This is a genomic window from Acidocella sp., assembly GCF_028687955.1.
Classification (GTDB): domain Bacteria; phylum Pseudomonadota; class Alphaproteobacteria; order Acetobacterales; family Acetobacteraceae; genus Acidocella.
This window is the reverse complement of sequence record NZ_JAQTZC010000002.1, coordinates 1-16,012: the sequence shown is the minus strand read 5'-3', so window position 1 is coordinate 16,012 and position 16,012 is coordinate 1. Positions and strand designations below refer to the sequence as shown.

The window sequence follows — 16,012 nt, the reverse complement described above, 5'->3', positions numbered from 1 at the left end:
GCGCAGTATATGGCCCGCGCGCCAAGCAATGGAAGGGGCGGCGGCTGGCGCCGCCCGCTGAGGATAAGCCTATTTCTTGAAGAGTGTCTTCATTTCGTTCATGGCCTCGGAGAAGCGGTGGTTGAGCTTCTCCATGGCCTCGGAATTCGCCTTCTGGATCAAATCGCCCAGCTCGCGGGTGTTGGAAACCGCGTTTTCATACGCCTGCTTCAGCAAGTCAGCCTGCTTGGCCGCGCGCGCCGCGGGCGCATCGCTCACGGAGATATCCTTCAACGTCTCGGTCAGGCCGCTCATGGTGGACTGCATGATCTCCATGTGCCGGCGGGCGACAGCCTGCGCGCCTTCGAGCGCCACCCGGTTGGCCTCCGACAATGCCTCCAGATTGCGCTTGTGCGCAGCCAGCACGGCTTCCATGTCGGGCAGCGCCGGGGTCTTGATCTCCTTAAAGAACTTAGTGAAATCAAAGTCCTTCATCGCAGTGGGCAAGGTGAAAGCGGAACCTGTTTGCTTGGAAGTCGGTTTTTCAGCCATGGATCATATCCTTTTCACGTTGGCGGCAGACCGGAGCCCCGGCCTGCGTCACGCTACCCCAGAAGCCGCCTGGGGGGAAGGCAAATCCACGGCGGGCGCGGCGGGCGCCGGGGCGGCAAAGCGCACGGCCAGAGCGTCCGCCTGGGCCAGCGCCTTGTCCACCGCGGCCATGGTCGCGGCCAGATCCGGCGTTTCATCACGCAGCCAGACGCGCGCGCCGTAGCCCCAGACCAGCGCCAGGCCGCGCTTGCGCACCTCCCCGCGCAGGCCCGTGGCGCAGACGCCCGCAGCCTCCAGCAGCCACCCCATGGACTCCACCGTGGCATGGGCCAGGCAAAGCCCCAGTGGCGGCGCGGCGGGCAGGAATCCCAGCAACGCCACCACCCCCTCGCGGTGCAGCTGCAAAAAATCGAACCGGCGTAGCAACGTGTCAAACAGCCGGTCGCGCACGGTGCCTTCCGCCAAGGCGCCCTGCAAGGCATGGCAATCGGCCATCTCACCAAACTTGCGCAAAATCGCGCCGCAGGAGCCAAAGCGTGCCCGCGCCGTACCCAGCTCCAGCCCCGCGTGCAACGCCGCCGCAGCCGGGGAGACCTTGCGCCACCCGTCCTGCGCCCCCAGGGCGAACGCCGCGCTCACCAGGGCCTGGTCAAAATCCTTATCGGTCATGGTTAGCCGGCCTCGGCCAAGCCGTTGCGGAACATCTCCGCCAGCCCGAGGTAATGCGGCACGGTTTCATCCCAGCTAGCGCGCTCGGCGCTGGTCATCACGCGCGAGAGCTTGGCGGGGCTGCCGATCCAGAGTTCCTGCGCGCCGATGCGTTTGCCAGGGCCGAGCAGGCCGCGCGCGCCGAGCAACCCGGCCTCCTCGACCACCGCGCCGTCCAGCACGGTGGCGCCCATGCCGATGAACGCGCGATTGTGCAATTTGCAGGCATGCACGATGGCGCCGTGGCCGATGGTCACATCCTCGCCAATGTCGGTGAGGTATTCGCCGTGGTCAACATGAATGACCGTGCCGTCCTGAATGTTGCTGCGGGCGCCGACGATGATGGGGTTGGTGTCCGCGCGGAGCACACAGTTGAACCAGATGTTGGCGCCGGGGCCAACGCGCACGTCGCCGATCAGCACGGCGGTCGGAGCGATCCAGGCGGTGGGATGAATCTGGGGCGCAACGCCGCCCAGGGCGTAGAGCAAACCCGAGGGTTTGGAGGGAATATAGGATTCGGGCATCAGCTGTCTCCGAGCATGAGTTTTAGGTTCTGCACGGCGGCGCCGGAGGCGCCTTTGCCGAGATTGTCCAGCCGCGCGATGAGCACCGCCTGCTCGAAAGCGCCGTTGGCGCAGACAAAAATTTCGAGCTGGTTGGTGCCGTTCAGGGCGTCTGGCTCCAGCGTGCCGCCGTAAATTCCGGGATGGGTGATGATATCGGGCGCGTGGCCGTAATGCTCGCGGTACGCCTCGGAAATTTCATACGCGGTGGGGGTGCCGGGAAGCTGGTCCAGGAACAGCGGAATGCACACCAGCATGCCCTGTGCGAAATGCCCGACCGAGGGAACGAACAAAGGCCGGCGCGAAAGGCCGGAGAGCACCATAATCTCAGGAATGTGCTTATGCGCCAGACCCAGGCCGTAAAGCTCAAACGCGGGCCCGTTGGTAGCCTCGTGCGAGGCGATCATCACCTTACCGCCACCTGAGTACCCCGAGACGGCGTTGATGCTCAGGTGCTGGCCGTGCGGCAGCAACCCAGCCTGGATGAGCGGGTGCAGCAGGGCGATGGCGCCGGTGGCATAGCAGCCAGGGTTGGCAACCCTTGTGGCGGCGGCGATTTTGCCCGGCTGGGCGGAATCCAGCTCCGCAAAACCGTACACCCAGCCGGGGGCAATGCGGTGCGCGGTGCTCGCATCCAGGATTCGCGCGCCGGGCGGGGCCAACTCCACCGCTTCGCGCGCCGCATCATCTGGCAGGCAAAGTATGGTGACATCGGCCCCGGCCGTGGCCTCGGCACGGGCTTTTGGCTCCTTGCGGTAAGCCTCCTCCAAGGTGATCAACTCTATGCCCGGCATGCCGCGCAGCCGCTGCACGATGCCCAGACCCGTGGTGCCGGCTTGTCCGTCAATAAAAATACGTGCGCTCATAACCTTCTCTTATCATGGCGTTGCCGCTGTGCTAGGCGGGCGCGTACTAATAACAGGAAACTTTACGCATGTCAGAATCCGCTCCCCCGGCCCAGCCGCCTCTCGCCCTCAACATCCAGTACACGAAGGATCTTTCCTTCGAGGTGCCGAATGCGCCCGCGATTTATACCCAGCTGCGCGCCGCCCCAGCCGTCAACATCAACCTGGATGTGCAGGTCAAGCGCATTCAGGAGGGTCAGGACGTGTTCGAGGTCGCGCTGGCGATTCGCGCCGAGGGCAGCATTGCCCAAGCCCCCAACGGCGCCGCCGAGGAAAAGCCGGTGATCGTGTTCCTCGCGGACCTGGTGTATGCCGGCGTGTTCACGCTGCATGAAATCCCGGAAAACCAGCAGGAGCCTGTGCTCCTGGTGGAATGCCCGCGCCTGCTCTTCCCCTTCGCGCGCAACATCCTGGCCGATATCACCCGCGACGGCAGCTTCCCGCCGGTGATGCTCGGGCCAATTGACTTCGTCGGACTATGGCATTCCCGCCGTGGCCAGGCCGCTGCCGCGAACGCCGAAACCGCGCAGACACATTAAACGGCTCCGGTGGACAAGCCCAAACGGCGCGCCTCACGGTGCGCCGTTTTTATTTGGCCGCTACACGGGGATGAAAATTTTCTTCTTCACGGCAGGGCGTTTGCCCCCCAGGCCCTGCATGAATTCCACCACCGCATCGGTATTCCAGTTCGCAGCCCCATCAAGCCGCGCCACCAGCTGGCCGGCGGCATTGATAACGATGGTGACGGGGATACCGTCAGTATTCAGCACATTCATATTGTCGCCGTTGGGGTCGAGCAGGATGGGTAGATCCGTGATGCCGTGGCTGGCATAAAACGGCGCCACCGCTGCGGCGCCCTCCATGTCGATCGACACGGGGAGAATCAGCGTACCGCTGGCCTTCAGCCTGGGCGCCAGCATCGCGAAGGTGGGCAGCTCCGCGACGCACGGGCCGCACCAGGTGGCCCACAGGTTCACCAGCAGCGGGTGCCCGGCGTAATCCGCCAGCCTGAGGTGTTTGCCCTTGGCATTGGTGAACACCATCGGCGGCGCGGTGACGGGGGCCATCCGGATCATCGCCGCCGCGGCATCCGGCAGGTCCGATTCCGCGATCTGGGCCGCGGAAGATTTGCCCCAGCCCGCGGCGGCGGCTAGACCAGCGGCGGCGGCGATAATGGATCGCCGGGACATCAACAATGGACGAACGGGTTTGACGGACAAAAGCGAGACTCCAACGACCGGGAAACTGCAATGGGGTGGCCGGTTTGGTGCCGGACCCGCCGCCGTGATGCAAGCGATTAATGTATCCATCGGGTTTGATTCCCGTTTATGGGCCGAGGATATCGCCGGCAGCCGCGCGCATGCGGCCATGCTGGGCGCGCAAAAAATCCTGACTCATGAGGACGTTGCCGCCATTGACGCCGGTCTGGCGGAGATCGCCGCCGAGATCGGGGCCGGAACATTTAAATTTTCGGACACGCTGGAGGACATCCACACCAACGTGGAGGTGCGGCTGACTGAGCGCATCGGCGAGGCGGCGCGGCGCCTGCATACCGGGCGTAGCCGTAATGACCAGGTGGCGACGGATTTCCGCCTTTGGGTGCGCCGCGCGATCGACGATGTGAGCGCGCAGGTGAAAGATTTAATGCTGGCGCTGGCCACGCGCGCGGCGGAACATGCGGGCAGCGTGATGCCGGGCTTCACGCATCTGCAAACGGCGCAGCCGGTCACCTTCGGGCACCATCTGCTGGCCTATGTTGAGATGCTGGCGCGCGACGCCGGACGGCTTGCCGATACCCGCCGCCGCCTCAACGAATGCCCTCTAGGTGCCGCGGCGCTGGCTGGAACCTCCTTCCCGATTGACCGTTTCGCGACCGCGGCGGCGCTGGGCTTCGCACGCCCGACCGCCAATTCGCTCGATTCCGTCTCCGACCGCGATTTCGCGCTGGAGTATCTCTCCGCGCTCTCCATTTTGGCGATGCACCTCTCGCGTTTCGCCGAGGAGGTCATCATCTGGTGCTCCTCGCCCTACCGGCTGATTTCGCTCTCCGATGCCTTCACCACCGGCTCCTCGATCATGCCGCAGAAGCGCAACCCGGACGCCGCAGAGCTGACCCGTGCCAAGACCGGGCGCATTTTCGGCCATCTGCTCGGGCTGCTGACTGTAATGAAGGGCCTGCCGATGGCCTATGCGAAGGACATGCAGGAAGACAAGGAGCCGGTGTTCGACGCGAGCGAGGCCATCTCGCTCTGCCTCGCCGCCACCGCCGGGATGGTGCGCGACCTGAAGGCCGACACCGCGCGCATGGCCGAGCTGGCGGGCTCCGGCTTCTCCACCGCGACCGACCTCGCGGACTGGCTGGTGCGGGTGCTGAAAATGCCCTTCCGCGACGCCCACCATGTGACTGGGCAGATCGTCCGGCTGGCGGAAACCAGGGGGGTGGATATCGCGCAACTCACGCTTGAGGAAATGCGCTCCGTCGAGGCGCGTATCACGGCGGAGATTTTTGATGTGCTGACCGTCGAGGCCTCAGTGGCCTCACGCGTGAGTTATGGCGGAACAGCGCCTGCGAATGTGAGCGCGCAGGCGGCAAAATGGCTGGAACAACTTTCATGAAACGAATCACCGTGGCTCTGATGCTTTGCCTGGCGCTCACCGCCTGCGGGCGGCGGGGCGAACCCTCCCCGCCCGGCCCGGCCGGGTCCGTGACCTACCCGCACGTCTACCCGGCGCAATAACCATGGCCGATGCAACACAAGCGGCGGGTCTGCCGGAGCTTCTGGCCGCGCGCCCTGCCCTTTCCATGCACGCCCGCGACGGTCTGTGCTTTGAGGGCGTGGCCCTGAACGCCATCGCGGATGCGCACGGCACACCGGTATGGGTTTACGGCGCGGGGAGCATGCGCGCGCGCTACGCCGCCCTGACCACGGCGCTGGAAGCGCAACAGCTGAACGTGCATGTGCATTACGCGGTGAAGGCCAACGACCATCTGGCCGTGCTCAATATCTTCCGGCACCTCGGCGCGGGGGCTGATGTTGTCAGCCTAGGCGAGTTTCTTCGTACCCAGCGTGCCGGAATCGCCGCGGCCGATGTGGTCTATTCAGGCGTCGGCAAGGCGCCGGTGGAGCTGGCCGAGGCGCTGGGCGCGGGGATTGGGCAGATCAACGTCGAGAGCGCCGAGGAGCTGGAGATGATCTCGGCCATCGCCGGGCGGATGAGCCGCACCGCAAAGGTGGTGCTGCGCATGAACCCGGATGTGGACGCGGGCACGCATGAGAAGATCACCACCGGCCTCGCCGGCAACAAGTTCGGCATCGCCGCGCGGGATATTCCCGCCCTCTACGCGCGGGCGGCAAGCCTGCCGGGGGTGGAGCCGGTGGGCATCGCGCTGCACATCGGCAGCCAGATCCTCTCACCCGCCCCTTACGCCGAAGCCTACGCCAAGGCCGCCGCCATGGTGCGCGCATTGCGCGCGGCCGGGCTTGCGGTCTGCGTGCTCGACCTCGGCGGCGGCCTGGGGATCGGCTATGGCGATGAACCCGGCATGCCGTTGGCCGCCTTCGCCGCCACCGTGCGGCGCGAGGTGGGCGGGCTTGGCGTGCGGCTGTTGCTGGAGCCGGGGCGTTATCTGGTCGGCCCGGCGGGGATACTGCTGAGCAGCGTGATCCTGGAAAAACAGGCCGGGGACAAACGCTTCATCGTGCTGGACGCGGCGATGAACGATCTGATGCGCCCTGCCCTTTACGAAGCCTGGCACGGGATTTTACCACTCGGCGCGGCGCAGCTGCAAAATCCGGTCTCACCGGCTGATATCGTCGGCCCGGTCTGCGAAACCGCGGATTGCTTCGCCAAGGACCGGCCGATGCCGCCCATGGCGCCTGGCGCGCGCGTCGCGATACTGGATGCGGGGGCTTACGGCGCGGTGATGAGCAGCAGCTACAACGCCCGCCCGCGCGCCGCCGCCGTGCTGGTGGACGGTGGGCATTTCCACCTCATCACCCCTCGGCAGACCATCGCCCAGCTATGGGCCGATGAGGCCGTGCCCGTCTGAGCGCCAGGGTTTTATACCAGCCCGCCAAGAGCTTGACTCTCTGGGTTTGGTGGCGGGCTGGTATAAGCTCTTGATTTTGCGCGCGGCCGCCCCACCAGCCCCGCGCGCATACCTGTCAGCTTTAAGGCTGACAGGTATTAGAACGCGTTCAGGATGCTCTGAAAAAATCCCGGTTTCACGTTTGAGTCCTGCGGGGTCGCGCCGGTGGTCACCGGCTGGCCCAAGGCCTCGTTTTCCTGCAAGCGGCGTTGCTCGGCCGCGGCATCCACGGTCGGAGCGGGCACCGGGCCGCTACCGGTGAGCTTGGCAACAAAACCGGGCGGCTTGCTGGCGATCAGCGCGTTCTGGTTCACCTGCGCGCGGATGCCGGGGCTGGGCGCCGGGCCGGCCTGCTCCAGCAGCGCCTGTTCGCCCGGGGTCTGGGTGGTGGGGGCGGTGGTCAGCGCATTCGCGGTATCCAGCGCATCAGCGCCCTGCTGCGCCGCGTCCACCTGCTGGGGCCTTGGTTCGCCGGGGTTTGGCGCGGGCAGCACGCCCAGTTCCGGCGGCAGGGAGAGCGGCGGCTGCGTGCCAACCTGGAAGGCATCGGGCGGGTTGGCTTCCAGCCCGAACGTCTTCTTCATATTGTTGCTACAGCCCGAGAGGGCGATGGCAAGGGTAATGGCGCAGGCGGCGGGGATTTTCATTCTCATGGCCTCTTCCTATCGCTGCGCGCCGTTCGGGGCAACTGGCTTGCGCTGAAACAGGCTTTCCAGCATCAGCGCCGCAACCCCGCAGACGATGGCGGCATCGCCCACATTAAACACATACCAGGACCAGCCGCCGATATGCGCCTGGATGAAATCCACCACCGCGCCATAATGCAAACGGTCCGCCACATTGCCAATCGCCCCGCCGGAAATAGCACCAACCGCCAGGCTGGTGAGCCAGCTTTTGCTCCGCCACAGCCAGACCAGCAGGCTGAAAATCACAACGCTGGCAACGGTGGCCAGCAACATTTTGGCCCCCGCACCCGCGAACATGCCAAAGGTGATGCCGTGGTTCCACACCAGCACGAAGTTGAGCACCGGCAGCAACACGAGGATATGCCCGTCGGTCAGATGCGCGCCGTGCAGCACCCAGTATTTACTGCCCTGATCAGCCGCGAGCACCAGGGCGGCAAGGGAAAATCCAGCGATGCGCTTGTTCACGCAACAGCCTCGCAGCAACGAATGCACAAGCTGGGATGGCTGGCATTGTCGCCCACTTCCGGCAGAATTTTCCAGCAACGCTCGCATTTGGCGCCGGAGGCGAGCAAGGGAAGCTCCATGCTGTCATCCGGTTTTTCAGTCTCCACGGCCAGAACGACCTGAGAGACGATGACGACATCAGCCCATTCCCCGGCGGACAGCCCAAACGACCATTTTTCGGGGATGCTCAAGGCGATTTGCAACGATGAGCCCACCTTCTTCTCGCGCCGCATCTGCTCGATCGCATTGGTGAAATTAGCCCGCACGGCGCGGATTTTATCCTGCCATCTCTCCGCCAGCGCGTCGTTGCGCCAGGTATCGGGCACTTCGGGGAACTGCGTTATATGCACAGACGCCTGCGCGCCAAAACGCGTGACCCATGCCTCCTCCGCGGTGAAGGGCAACGCAGGAGCCAGCCAGGCGGTGAGGCAGCGATGCAGAATATCCAAGAAGCTCCGGCATGCCCGGCGTTTTACAGCATCCGGCCGGTCACAATAGAGCGAATCCTTGCGGATATCGAAATAGAACGCCGAAAGATCGGTGGCGCAGAAATGATGGATGGCGGGGTACACACCAGTCCAGTCATGGCCACACACGGCGGCCTGGATTTTTTGGTTCAACTCCCACAGCCGGTGCAACAGGAATTGCTCCAGCTCCGGAAATTTGGCTTCCGGCAATTTTTCCGCCTCAGAAAAACCATCCAACGAGCCGAGAATCCAGCGCAGCGAATTGCGCAACCGGCGGTAAAGCTCCGCCTGCTGCTTGAGAATTTCAGGGCCGATGCGCAGATCCTCGGAGGTGTCGGCATTCATCACCCATAAGCGCAGAATATCCGCACCGTATTTGTCGTTCACCTCCTGCGGCGCGGTGACATTGCCGAGCGATTTGGACATTTTGCGTCCCTGCTCGTCGAGCACGAAGCCATCGGTCACCACCGCCTTGAACGGCGCGACGCCGCGCGTGCCCACCGATTCCAGCAACGACGCCTGGAACCAGCCGCGATGCTGGTCCGAGCCTTCGAGATAAATATCAGCCGGGGAGGGCAGGCCGCGCGCCTCCAGCACGAAGGCATGGGTGGAGCCGGATTCGAACCAGACGTCGACGACATCGAACACCTGCTCGTAATCCTCGGCCTTGTACTTATCGCCCAAGAAATCTTGCGGCGGGCGGGCATACCAGGCATCGGCGCTCTCGGCCGCGAAAATCTCCACGATGCGGGCCATGACCTCCGCATCGCGCAGCGGCTCGTGCGTGGTTTTGTCAACAAAAATCGCAATCGGCACGCCCCAAGCGCGCTGGCGCGAGATGCACCAGTCGGGGCGCGATTCCACCATGGAGCGGATGCGGTTGCGGCCGATCCCGGGCACGAATTTCGTCGCGTCGATGGCGGCGAGCGCCTTTTCGCGGATCTGCTCCTCGCCATCCATGCGGATGAACCAGTTCGGCGTGGCGCGGTAGATCAGCGGGGCTTTCGAGCGCCAGCTATGCGGATAGGAATGCACGAACTCCGCCCGGTGCAGCAGCGCCCCAGCCGCCTGCAAGGCGTTGCAAACAGGACCCGCCGCTTTGTAAACATGCAGCCCCGCGAACAACGGCACGGCGGGATAATAGGTGCCGTCACCCGCCACCGTATCCGGCACGGCGATGTTATGCGCGCGGCAGAGCAGAAAATCGTCCTCGCCATGGCCGGGCGCCATGTGGACAATGCCAGTACCCGCCTCCATGGTGACAAACTCGCCCAGCATCAACGGCACGGCGAAATCATACCCCGCATCGGCGCTGTGCAGCGGGTGCTTGAACAACAGGCCTTCGAGATCGCGCCCCTGAAATTTGCGCAGCACACTATGCGCGGTAATGCCGGTTTTTGCCGCGAAATCCTCCAGCAGGCCCTCGGAGACGATCAGCTTTTCGCCCGCCACCGCGGCGCTGCCATCGGCGATGGCCTCCACCCGCAGCAGCACATAATCAAGCTCATGCCCCACCGCCAGGCCGCGGTTGCCGGGAATGGTCCAGGGCGTCGTGGTCCAGATGACAATGGCGCAGCCGAGCAGATCAGCCACCTCGCCGGGGGCGCCGCGCGCGATCGTGTCCGCGACGGGGAAGCGGACATAAATCGCGGTGTCCTTTTTGTCGTAATACTCAACCTCGGCCTCGGCCAGCGCGGTTTTTTCCACCGGGCTCCACATCACCGGGCGCAGGCCGCGGTAGAGCGCGCCGTTGAGCAGGAATTTGCCGATCTCGCCCGCGATGCACGCCTCGGATTCGAAATCCATGGTGGCGTAGCGGTTCACCCAATCGCCCGCGACGCCCAGGCGCTTGAACTCCTCCGCCTGCACATCCAGCCAATGCTGCGCGTATTCGCGGCACTCGCGGCGGAATTCCAGAACCGGCACCTGGTCCTTATCCAGCTTTTTGGCGCGGTATTTCTCCTCGACCTTCCATTCAATCGGCAGGCCGTGGCAGTCCCACCCGGGGATGTAGTTGGCATCCCGCCCGGACATCTGCTGCGCGCGGTTGATAACATCCTTGTGAATTTTGTTCAGCGCATGGCCGATGTGCAGATTGCCGTTGGCATAGGGAGGGCCGTCGTGCAGGATGAAGGCTTCACGCCCCTGCCCGGCTGCGCGCAGTTTCTCCCACAGGCGCATCTCCTCCCAGCGGCGCAGCATCTCCGGCTCGCGGGTTGGCAGATCCCCGCGCATCGGAAATTCCGTGCGCGGCAGAAATACGGTGGCTTTATAGTCGGGCTTTGCTTCGGTCATCGGGGCTTCGGTCATGGGCTAAAGGGGTTTGGCCGGATTTTGATCTCTGTCAAGCATGGCGCGCGCCTGCACCGCATCGAGCGCGATCTGCGCCTTGAGCGCCTCGAAACTGGGGAATTTCTGTTCCTCGCGCAAAAAATGATGCAGCGCCACGCTCAGCTCCTGACCGTAGAGATCAGCCTCAAAATCCAACAGATGCACCTCCAGCCGCGATTCCGCCCCGGCCACGGTCGGGCGCTGGCCGATATTGGCAACACCGTTCACCTCCGCCCCGCCCGGCAGCCGCACGGTTACGGCATATACGCCGCGCGCGGGCTCCAAATGGCGGCCAAGCGCAATATTGGCGGTGGGGAAGCCGATGGTGCGACCGCGCGCATCGCCGTGGCGCACCTCGCCGCGAATGGTATAGGGGCGGCCGAGCAACATCGCCGCGTAGCCTGGGTAGCCGTCCTGTAGCAGGCGGCGGATGCGGCTGGACGAGATCAGCCCCTGCGCGTCGCTCACCGGCGGCACCACACTCAGACCCATGCCGATGGCCTCCGCCTGGCGCGCCAGCAGCGCCACATCGCCGCCGCGTCGGTGCCCAAAAGCAAAATCTCCGCCGCAGGCCAGATGCACCGCCCCCACGCCCTCGTGCAGCACCTCGCGGCAGAACTGTTCGGCGGAAAGATGAGAGAACGCCGCATCAAAGGGCAGCTCATAGAGCAACTGCACCCCCATCCCCGCCAGAGCCTCGGCCCGCTCCGGCGAGAGGGAGAGGCGGAACGGCGGGTCCTGCGGGCGGAAAAACTCGCGCGGGTGCGGCTCGAAGGTCAGCACCGCCAGCGGCGCGTCCGGCCTGGCCGCATGGGCGGCGCGCAGCACCCCGGCATGGCCCAGATGCACGCCGTCAAAATTACCCAGGGCCACGCAGGCGCCTTTTGCGGCGGCGGGCAAGCCCCGCCAGTCCTTGAAAATCCTCATGGCACAGCAAAAGCCCCAACGCTTGGCCAAAGGTCAAGGGTGAGGCAGTATGGCGGCACAGATATCGCCCGAACGGAGTTTGCACCATGCGGTTTATCGGCAGAGTTTTGGGCATGGCCATATTGGTCCTCGCGGCCGTCTGGCTCGGGCTGTGGTGGTGGGCGGAGGGCCGGATGCAGACCGGCTTCGCCAACTGGGCCAGCCGCATACAAGCGCAGGGCGATGTAAAAATCAGCTACGCCCGCATCAACCGCGGCCTCTCGCCGCTGGTGGCCGATGTCACGCTCACGAATGTGCTGATCACCGTGCAGCCGAACCCCAGCCAGGCCCCCATATCGGTCACGCTGCCGAGTCTCGGCATGGAAATCGCCGCCGCCAACCCGCGCGAGCTGCGCTACAACCTGCCTCGCCAGGTCAGCATCAACACCCCGCGCGCCGATGTCGCCGTCACCTTCGGCAGCATCGCGCTAACCCAGCAGATTGACCTGAACGCCCTGGCGGCGGCGGAAATCGACCCCTTCAAGGCGAGCGACGCCTCTGCTAGCAACATCAACATCCTGGCCAGCAGCGGCAGCCTGCTGCTGCTCCATATCGATAGCTACGCCGCCCACGCCAGCTTCAACCGCGATGCCGGCGCCGCCGCCACGGCGCTTGGCCTCACTGAGACCATCAAGGGCATCTCGCTCTCGCCTTTGCTCACGCGCCTGGCCTCGGTCCCCTTTGGCGGCGCCATCACACAAATCGGGCTGAAACTGAACATCTCCGGCCCCGCTCCCGCCAACGGGGAGGCGCTGGTGAGCCAGTTCAACGCCGTGCCGGTGGCAAACCCGGCCGAACGCGGCAAAATCGCGCTGCAAGCCGTGCAGGGCTGGGCAGCGCAGGGCGGCAATGCCAATGCCAGCCTCACCCTGGCCATCGGCCCCAGCACGCTAAACGCCAGCGGCACCGTGAAGTTTGACACCAAAACCCAGCCCGAGGGCAGCGCCGATGTCGCTGCGGACCATCTCGACGCTTTCTCCGCCGCCATCACCAACGCCTATCCGCAGACGCAGAACGCCATCGGCATGATCCAGGCGCGCCTCTCGCCTTATCTCTCCAGCACCCCGGCGCAAGGGCAGGCGCTGAACATGCATCTGGTCTACGGCGCGGGCAGCGTGATCATCAACGGCCAAAAAGCCGCGGATTTACCAGAAATTGACTGGAACATGCTGGAGAACCCGCCTGCCCCCACGCCGCAGGCGCCGGGGGACGGTTCAGGCGCCGCGTCTCAGCCGCCAGTGGTATCCGGCGCCCAGTAGAGCAGGCGGCGCAGCAGGCGGTCCACCAGCACATAAAGCGCGATGGTGAGCGCCGCCAGAATGAACAGCGCCGCGAACATCAGCGGGGTCTGAATGCGCGCATTGGCGTTGAGCATGACATAACCCAGGCCCGAGGATGCCCCGGCCCATTCCCCGATGATCGCGCCGATGGGGGCGATGACGGCGGCCACGCGCAGACCCGAGCCAAAGGCCGGCAGCCCGGCCGGCAGGCGGATATGGCGCAATACGGCCAGGGGCGAAGCGTTCATGGTGCGTGCCAGATCCAGCCAGCCGGGCGGCGTGCGGCGCAGGCCATCGGCAAAATTGGCGGTGACGGGAAAAAAGATCACCAGCATCGCCATGATGATTTTCGCCGCCATGCCAAAGCCGAACCACAGCACCATCAGCGGCGCCAGCGCGAATACCGGGATCGCCTGGCTAACCACCAGCACCGGCATGAGCCAGCGCTGCAACACGGGGGAAAACACGATTCCCAGCGCCGCGATGCCACCCAGCACCGTGCCGCAGAGCAGGCCGAGCAGGATTTCCGCCAGCGTGACCAGCGTATTGCCCAGCAACAGGCCCCGCTGCGTCCACAACGCCGCGGCGACATCACCCGGCGGTGGCAGCATGAAGGGCGGCACGGAAGAATAGCGGGCCACCAGCCACCACAGGCCGAGAAACACCAGGAAGGTGGTGGCCGGGCGAACGCCCCTCATGGCGCGATGGCTTCGGTGAGGGTGCGCATCAGCGACCCCTGGGTCTGCAACAGGGCAATATCATCCGCCGCGCGCGGCGGCGGGCCGGGCACATGCAGCGGCGCCCCCAGCCGCGCCGGGGTGCCGGAGAGCACAAACAACGCATGGCCAAGGCGGCAGGCTTCCAGCGGATCATGCGTGATGAGCAGCACCGTGCGCCCCGCCAAAAGCTCCGCCGCCAAATTCTGGATTCTGAGCCGGGTGATGCTGTCCAACGCGGAAAACGGCTCGTCCATCAGCACGATCGGCCGGTCCTCATAGAGCGTGCGGGCCAGCGCCACACGCTGGCGCATGCCGCCCGAGAGCGTCTGCGGCAGCGCCTTTGCCTGCCCCCCCAGCCCGACCCGCTCCAGCAGATGCAAGGCCCGCTCAGGCTCCGGCTTCGCCCCCCGCAACGTGGCGCCCAGCATCACGTTGCGCAGCGCGCTGGCCCAGGGCAGCAAAAAATCCTGCTGCGCCATATAGGCGATCCGCCCGGCCAGCGGCGCGCCGTCGCTCGCCGCCACCTGCCCCGTGGCGGGTGCTTCCAGCCCCGCGATAATGCGCAGCAGCGTGGTCTTGCCCACGCCGCTCGGCCCCAGCAGCGCGGTGAATTTTCGCGCCGCGATCTCGAACCCCAGCCCCTCGAAAACGGTGACGCCTCCGAAATTCAGCGACAGATCCCGCACCAGAATTCCGGGAGGCGTATTCACCTTAGGCCTTGATCTCCACCGCGTAGGTATCCAGCGGCAGAGATTTCTTGATCAGCCCGGCGGCAAACATGAAATCGCGGTAGCGGATATAGCGGAGGGCATCGAGTTTCGCGGGATCGGCCGCGAAAGCGCCCGGCAGCGCATGCCAGGAGGCGATGTCGAGTTTGTCGTTCAGGCTCGGATTCTCCTTCAGGAATTGCGCCAGCACCGCATCGCCGTGCAGGGCCAGATACGCCGCCCCCTCCCTCACCGCGGCGAGGAAGCGCGGCAGCGCCGGGTTACCCAGCGCCTTCAGATTAGCAAGCATGATCAGTTCATCCGAAGGTGGCACACCGTAGTCTTCGGGCAGAAAGATCACCGGGTTCAGCCCAGCCTGGGCCAGCTGAATATCCTCATAGGTGCGGTAGGTGCCAATCACGGCATCCACCGCGTGGCTTTGCAGCGAGCTGACAAGATTGAAATTGACATTGACCAGCGTGACATCGCTCAACCCCAGGCCAACGGATTTCAGCATGGTGCCGATCAGAACTTCCTCCACCCCGGCGATGGAATAGCCGATCTTCTTGCCCTTGAGATCATGCAGGGTGGCAATGCCCCGGCCGCCCAGCGCGGTCAGCGTGTTCAAGGGCTTGTCGATCAGCGTGCCAATGCGGCGCACGGACAGGCCCTGGTCCACCAGCAGGTAAAGCTGGGTCTGGTAGCTGAGCGCCACATCCGCCTTGCCAGCGGCGAGCAGGCGCGGCGGCAGATCCGGGTCAGTAGGCGCGATGAGCGCCACATCCAGCCCCGTGCGGGCATAGGCGCCAATATATTTGGCGGCGAACAGCGGGGCGTGGTCAGGGTTGACGAACCAATCCAGCAATACGGTGAATTTTTGCGGTGTTCCGGCGCGCGCAAGCGGACCGGCCAGAGCGGCGCTGGCGGTGGCGGCAGACAACAGGGTACGGCGGTGTAGTCTCATATGCACTCCCTTCGCTGGCATTACCCAGACAGGTTCAGCGGGTTTGATCTCAGCCAGCGGATTGCGGGCACCCCGGTAAGAGCAGCTTTTTATTGATTCTGCTCCGGCGTCAAGGGGAGCTGGAAATTGAGTAGTGGGTCAGTTTGAATATCCCAGGACCACGCGGCGGTACGCGCGCAATGCCGGGCGTTCGATTCTCTTTGAGGATTTGCTCATGGTGATAACTGGGGAGGAATCCCATGGCTCACGAGAGTTGCCCCTTCGTGCATCGATCCATGAGGCAGGCCATGCCATCGCAACTTTGTCTTTCCCCGAGCTTCTGCTCGATCATGTCACGATCGTCGGGTCGAATGATGCGGCCGGTGGCACGGCCATGGGTGTGAGGCGGGGCAAGCCGATGACGGTGTCCGCGCTTGATGCATTTCTTGTGGCGATCGTGGCCGGCCGCGCGGCCGAGGAAATTCTATAGTTTTTCCAATTAAGAGTGGCATGTTATTAACTCGTCGACGGATTTTTCTGAGAAGCATCTCTGCCGTTTGAGGATGGCGAACGCCTTTTCGATTGGGTTGAAGTCAGGAGAGTACCTGGGCA

General features: G+C 64.6%; 18 protein-coding genes and 1 riboswitch. Of the genes, 6 read left to right on the top strand and 12 right to left on the bottom strand.

Annotated elements, in window-relative coordinates; translation table 11 throughout:
- Nucleotides 1-69 precede the first annotated feature (69 nt).
- From PHE40_RS00385 to argC, 4 genes are read right to left on the bottom strand one after another with little or no spacing between them, the layout of a single operon-like run.
- Nucleotides 70-531: a phasin family protein gene (locus tag PHE40_RS00385; RefSeq protein ID WP_299956385.1), complete on the bottom strand. Its 462-nt coding sequence runs from the start codon at nt 529-531 to the stop codon at nt 70-72.
- Between the two features lie 48 nt (nt 532-579).
- Nucleotides 580-1,200, bottom strand: coding sequence for a TetR family transcriptional regulator (locus PHE40_RS00380; RefSeq protein WP_299956382.1), 621 nt, complete (start codon nt 1,198-1,200; stop codon nt 580-582).
- 2 nt (nt 1,201-1,202) lie between these two features.
- Nucleotides 1,203-1,763: a gamma carbonic anhydrase family protein gene (locus PHE40_RS00375; protein ID WP_299956379.1), complete on the bottom strand. Its 561-nt coding sequence runs from the start codon at nt 1,761-1,763 to the stop codon at nt 1,203-1,205.
- The gene (gene argC, locus PHE40_RS00370) at nt 1,763-2,668 is read right to left on the bottom strand and encodes an N-acetyl-gamma-glutamyl-phosphate reductase (RefSeq protein ID WP_299956376.1); all 906 of its coding nucleotides are present in this window, start codon (nt 2,666-2,668) and stop codon (nt 1,763-1,765) included. The genes PHE40_RS00375 and argC overlap by 1 nt, the downstream gene beginning before the upstream one ends.
- Nucleotides 2,669-2,736: 68 nt before the next feature.
- Here argC and secB point away from each other — a divergent pair, with 68 nt between their 5' ends.
- The gene (secB, locus tag PHE40_RS00365; RefSeq protein WP_299956374.1) at nt 2,737-3,246 is read left to right on the top strand and encodes a protein-export chaperone SecB; all 510 of its coding nucleotides are present in this window, start codon (nt 2,737-2,739) and stop codon (nt 3,244-3,246) included.
- A 60-nt stretch (nt 3,247-3,306) separates the two neighbouring features.
- Here the strand turns inward: secB and PHE40_RS00360 are convergent, their stop codons facing one another.
- Nucleotides 3,307-3,897, bottom strand: a complete 591-nt coding sequence (locus PHE40_RS00360) for a TlpA disulfide reductase family protein (protein ID WP_299956371.1) — start codon at nt 3,895-3,897, stop codon at nt 3,307-3,309.
- Between PHE40_RS00360 and argH the strand changes: the two genes are divergently transcribed.
- From argH to lysA, 3 genes are read left to right on the top strand one after another with little or no spacing between them, the layout of a single operon-like run.
- The gene (gene argH, locus PHE40_RS00355; protein ID WP_408838206.1) at nt 3,881-5,323 is read left to right on the top strand and encodes an argininosuccinate lyase; all 1,443 of its coding nucleotides are present in this window, start codon (nt 3,881-3,883) and stop codon (nt 5,321-5,323) included. The two genes, PHE40_RS00360 and argH, sit on opposite strands and share 17 nt — an antisense overlap.
- The gene (lptM, locus tag PHE40_RS00350) at nt 5,320-5,445 is read left to right on the top strand and encodes an LPS translocon maturation chaperone LptM (RefSeq protein ID WP_299956365.1); all 126 of its coding nucleotides are present in this window, start codon (nt 5,320-5,322) and stop codon (nt 5,443-5,445) included. Before argH ends, lptM begins: the two co-directional genes overlap by 4 nt.
- Nucleotides 5,446-5,447: 2 nt before the next feature.
- Nucleotides 5,448-6,758, top strand: coding sequence for a diaminopimelate decarboxylase (gene lysA, locus PHE40_RS00345; RefSeq protein ID WP_299956362.1), 1,311 nt, complete (start codon nt 5,448-5,450; stop codon nt 6,756-6,758).
- A gap of 137 nt (nt 6,759-6,895) precedes the next feature.
- On the opposite strand, the gene PHE40_RS00340 is transcribed toward lysA, so the two are convergent.
- From PHE40_RS00340 to PHE40_RS00325, 4 genes are read right to left on the bottom strand one after another with little or no spacing between them, the layout of a single operon-like run.
- On the bottom strand, nt 6,896-7,450 hold the full coding sequence (locus PHE40_RS00340; protein WP_299956359.1) for a DUF3035 domain-containing protein: 555 nt from the start codon (nt 7,448-7,450) through the stop codon (nt 6,896-6,898).
- Between the two features lie 9 nt (nt 7,451-7,459).
- The gene (gene lspA / locus PHE40_RS00335) at nt 7,460-7,948 is read right to left on the bottom strand and encodes a signal peptidase II (RefSeq protein WP_299956356.1); all 489 of its coding nucleotides are present in this window, start codon (nt 7,946-7,948) and stop codon (nt 7,460-7,462) included.
- Nucleotides 7,945-10,764, bottom strand: coding sequence for an isoleucine--tRNA ligase (ileS, locus tag PHE40_RS00330; RefSeq protein ID WP_299956354.1), 2,820 nt, complete (start codon nt 10,762-10,764; stop codon nt 7,945-7,947). Before ileS ends, lspA begins: the two co-directional genes overlap by 4 nt.
- Before the next feature lie 3 nt (nt 10,765-10,767).
- Entirely contained in the window at nt 10,768-11,712 is a 945-nt protein-coding gene (locus tag PHE40_RS00325; protein WP_299956351.1) for a bifunctional riboflavin kinase/FAD synthetase, read from the bottom strand.
- 86 nt (nt 11,713-11,798) lie between these two features.
- Here PHE40_RS00325 and PHE40_RS00320 point away from each other — a divergent pair, with 86 nt between their 5' ends.
- Nucleotides 11,799-13,010 (top strand): DUF2125 domain-containing protein, encoded by a 1,212-nt coding sequence (locus tag PHE40_RS00320; protein ID WP_299956348.1) that lies wholly within the window; start codon nt 11,799-11,801, stop codon nt 13,008-13,010.
- Here the strand turns inward: PHE40_RS00320 and PHE40_RS00315 are convergent.
- From PHE40_RS00315 to PHE40_RS00305, 3 genes are all read right to left on the bottom strand, one after another.
- The gene (locus tag PHE40_RS00315) at nt 12,980-13,729 is read right to left on the bottom strand and encodes an ABC transporter permease (protein WP_299956345.1); all 750 of its coding nucleotides are present in this window, start codon (nt 13,727-13,729) and stop codon (nt 12,980-12,982) included. The genes PHE40_RS00320 and PHE40_RS00315 overlap by 31 nt on opposite strands.
- Complete coding sequence (locus tag PHE40_RS00310; RefSeq protein ID WP_299956342.1) at nt 13,726-14,460, bottom strand: ABC transporter ATP-binding protein; 735 nt, start codon at nt 14,458-14,460, stop codon at nt 13,726-13,728. Before PHE40_RS00310 ends, PHE40_RS00315 begins: the two co-directional genes overlap by 4 nt.
- 1 nt (nt 14,461) lies before the next feature.
- Complete coding sequence (locus PHE40_RS00305; RefSeq protein ID WP_299956340.1) at nt 14,462-15,421, bottom strand: ABC transporter substrate-binding protein; 960 nt, start codon at nt 15,419-15,421, stop codon at nt 14,462-14,464.
- Nucleotides 15,411-15,506: riboswitch (TPP riboswitch) on the bottom strand. (Overlaps the previous gene by 11 nt.)
- 48 nt (nt 15,507-15,554) lie before the next feature.
- Between PHE40_RS00305 and PHE40_RS00300 the strand changes: the two genes are divergently transcribed.
- The gene (locus tag PHE40_RS00300; protein ID WP_299956337.1) at nt 15,555-15,890 is read left to right on the top strand and encodes a hypothetical protein; all 336 of its coding nucleotides are present in this window, start codon (nt 15,555-15,557) and stop codon (nt 15,888-15,890) included.
- Nucleotides 15,891-16,012 lie beyond the last annotated feature (122 nt).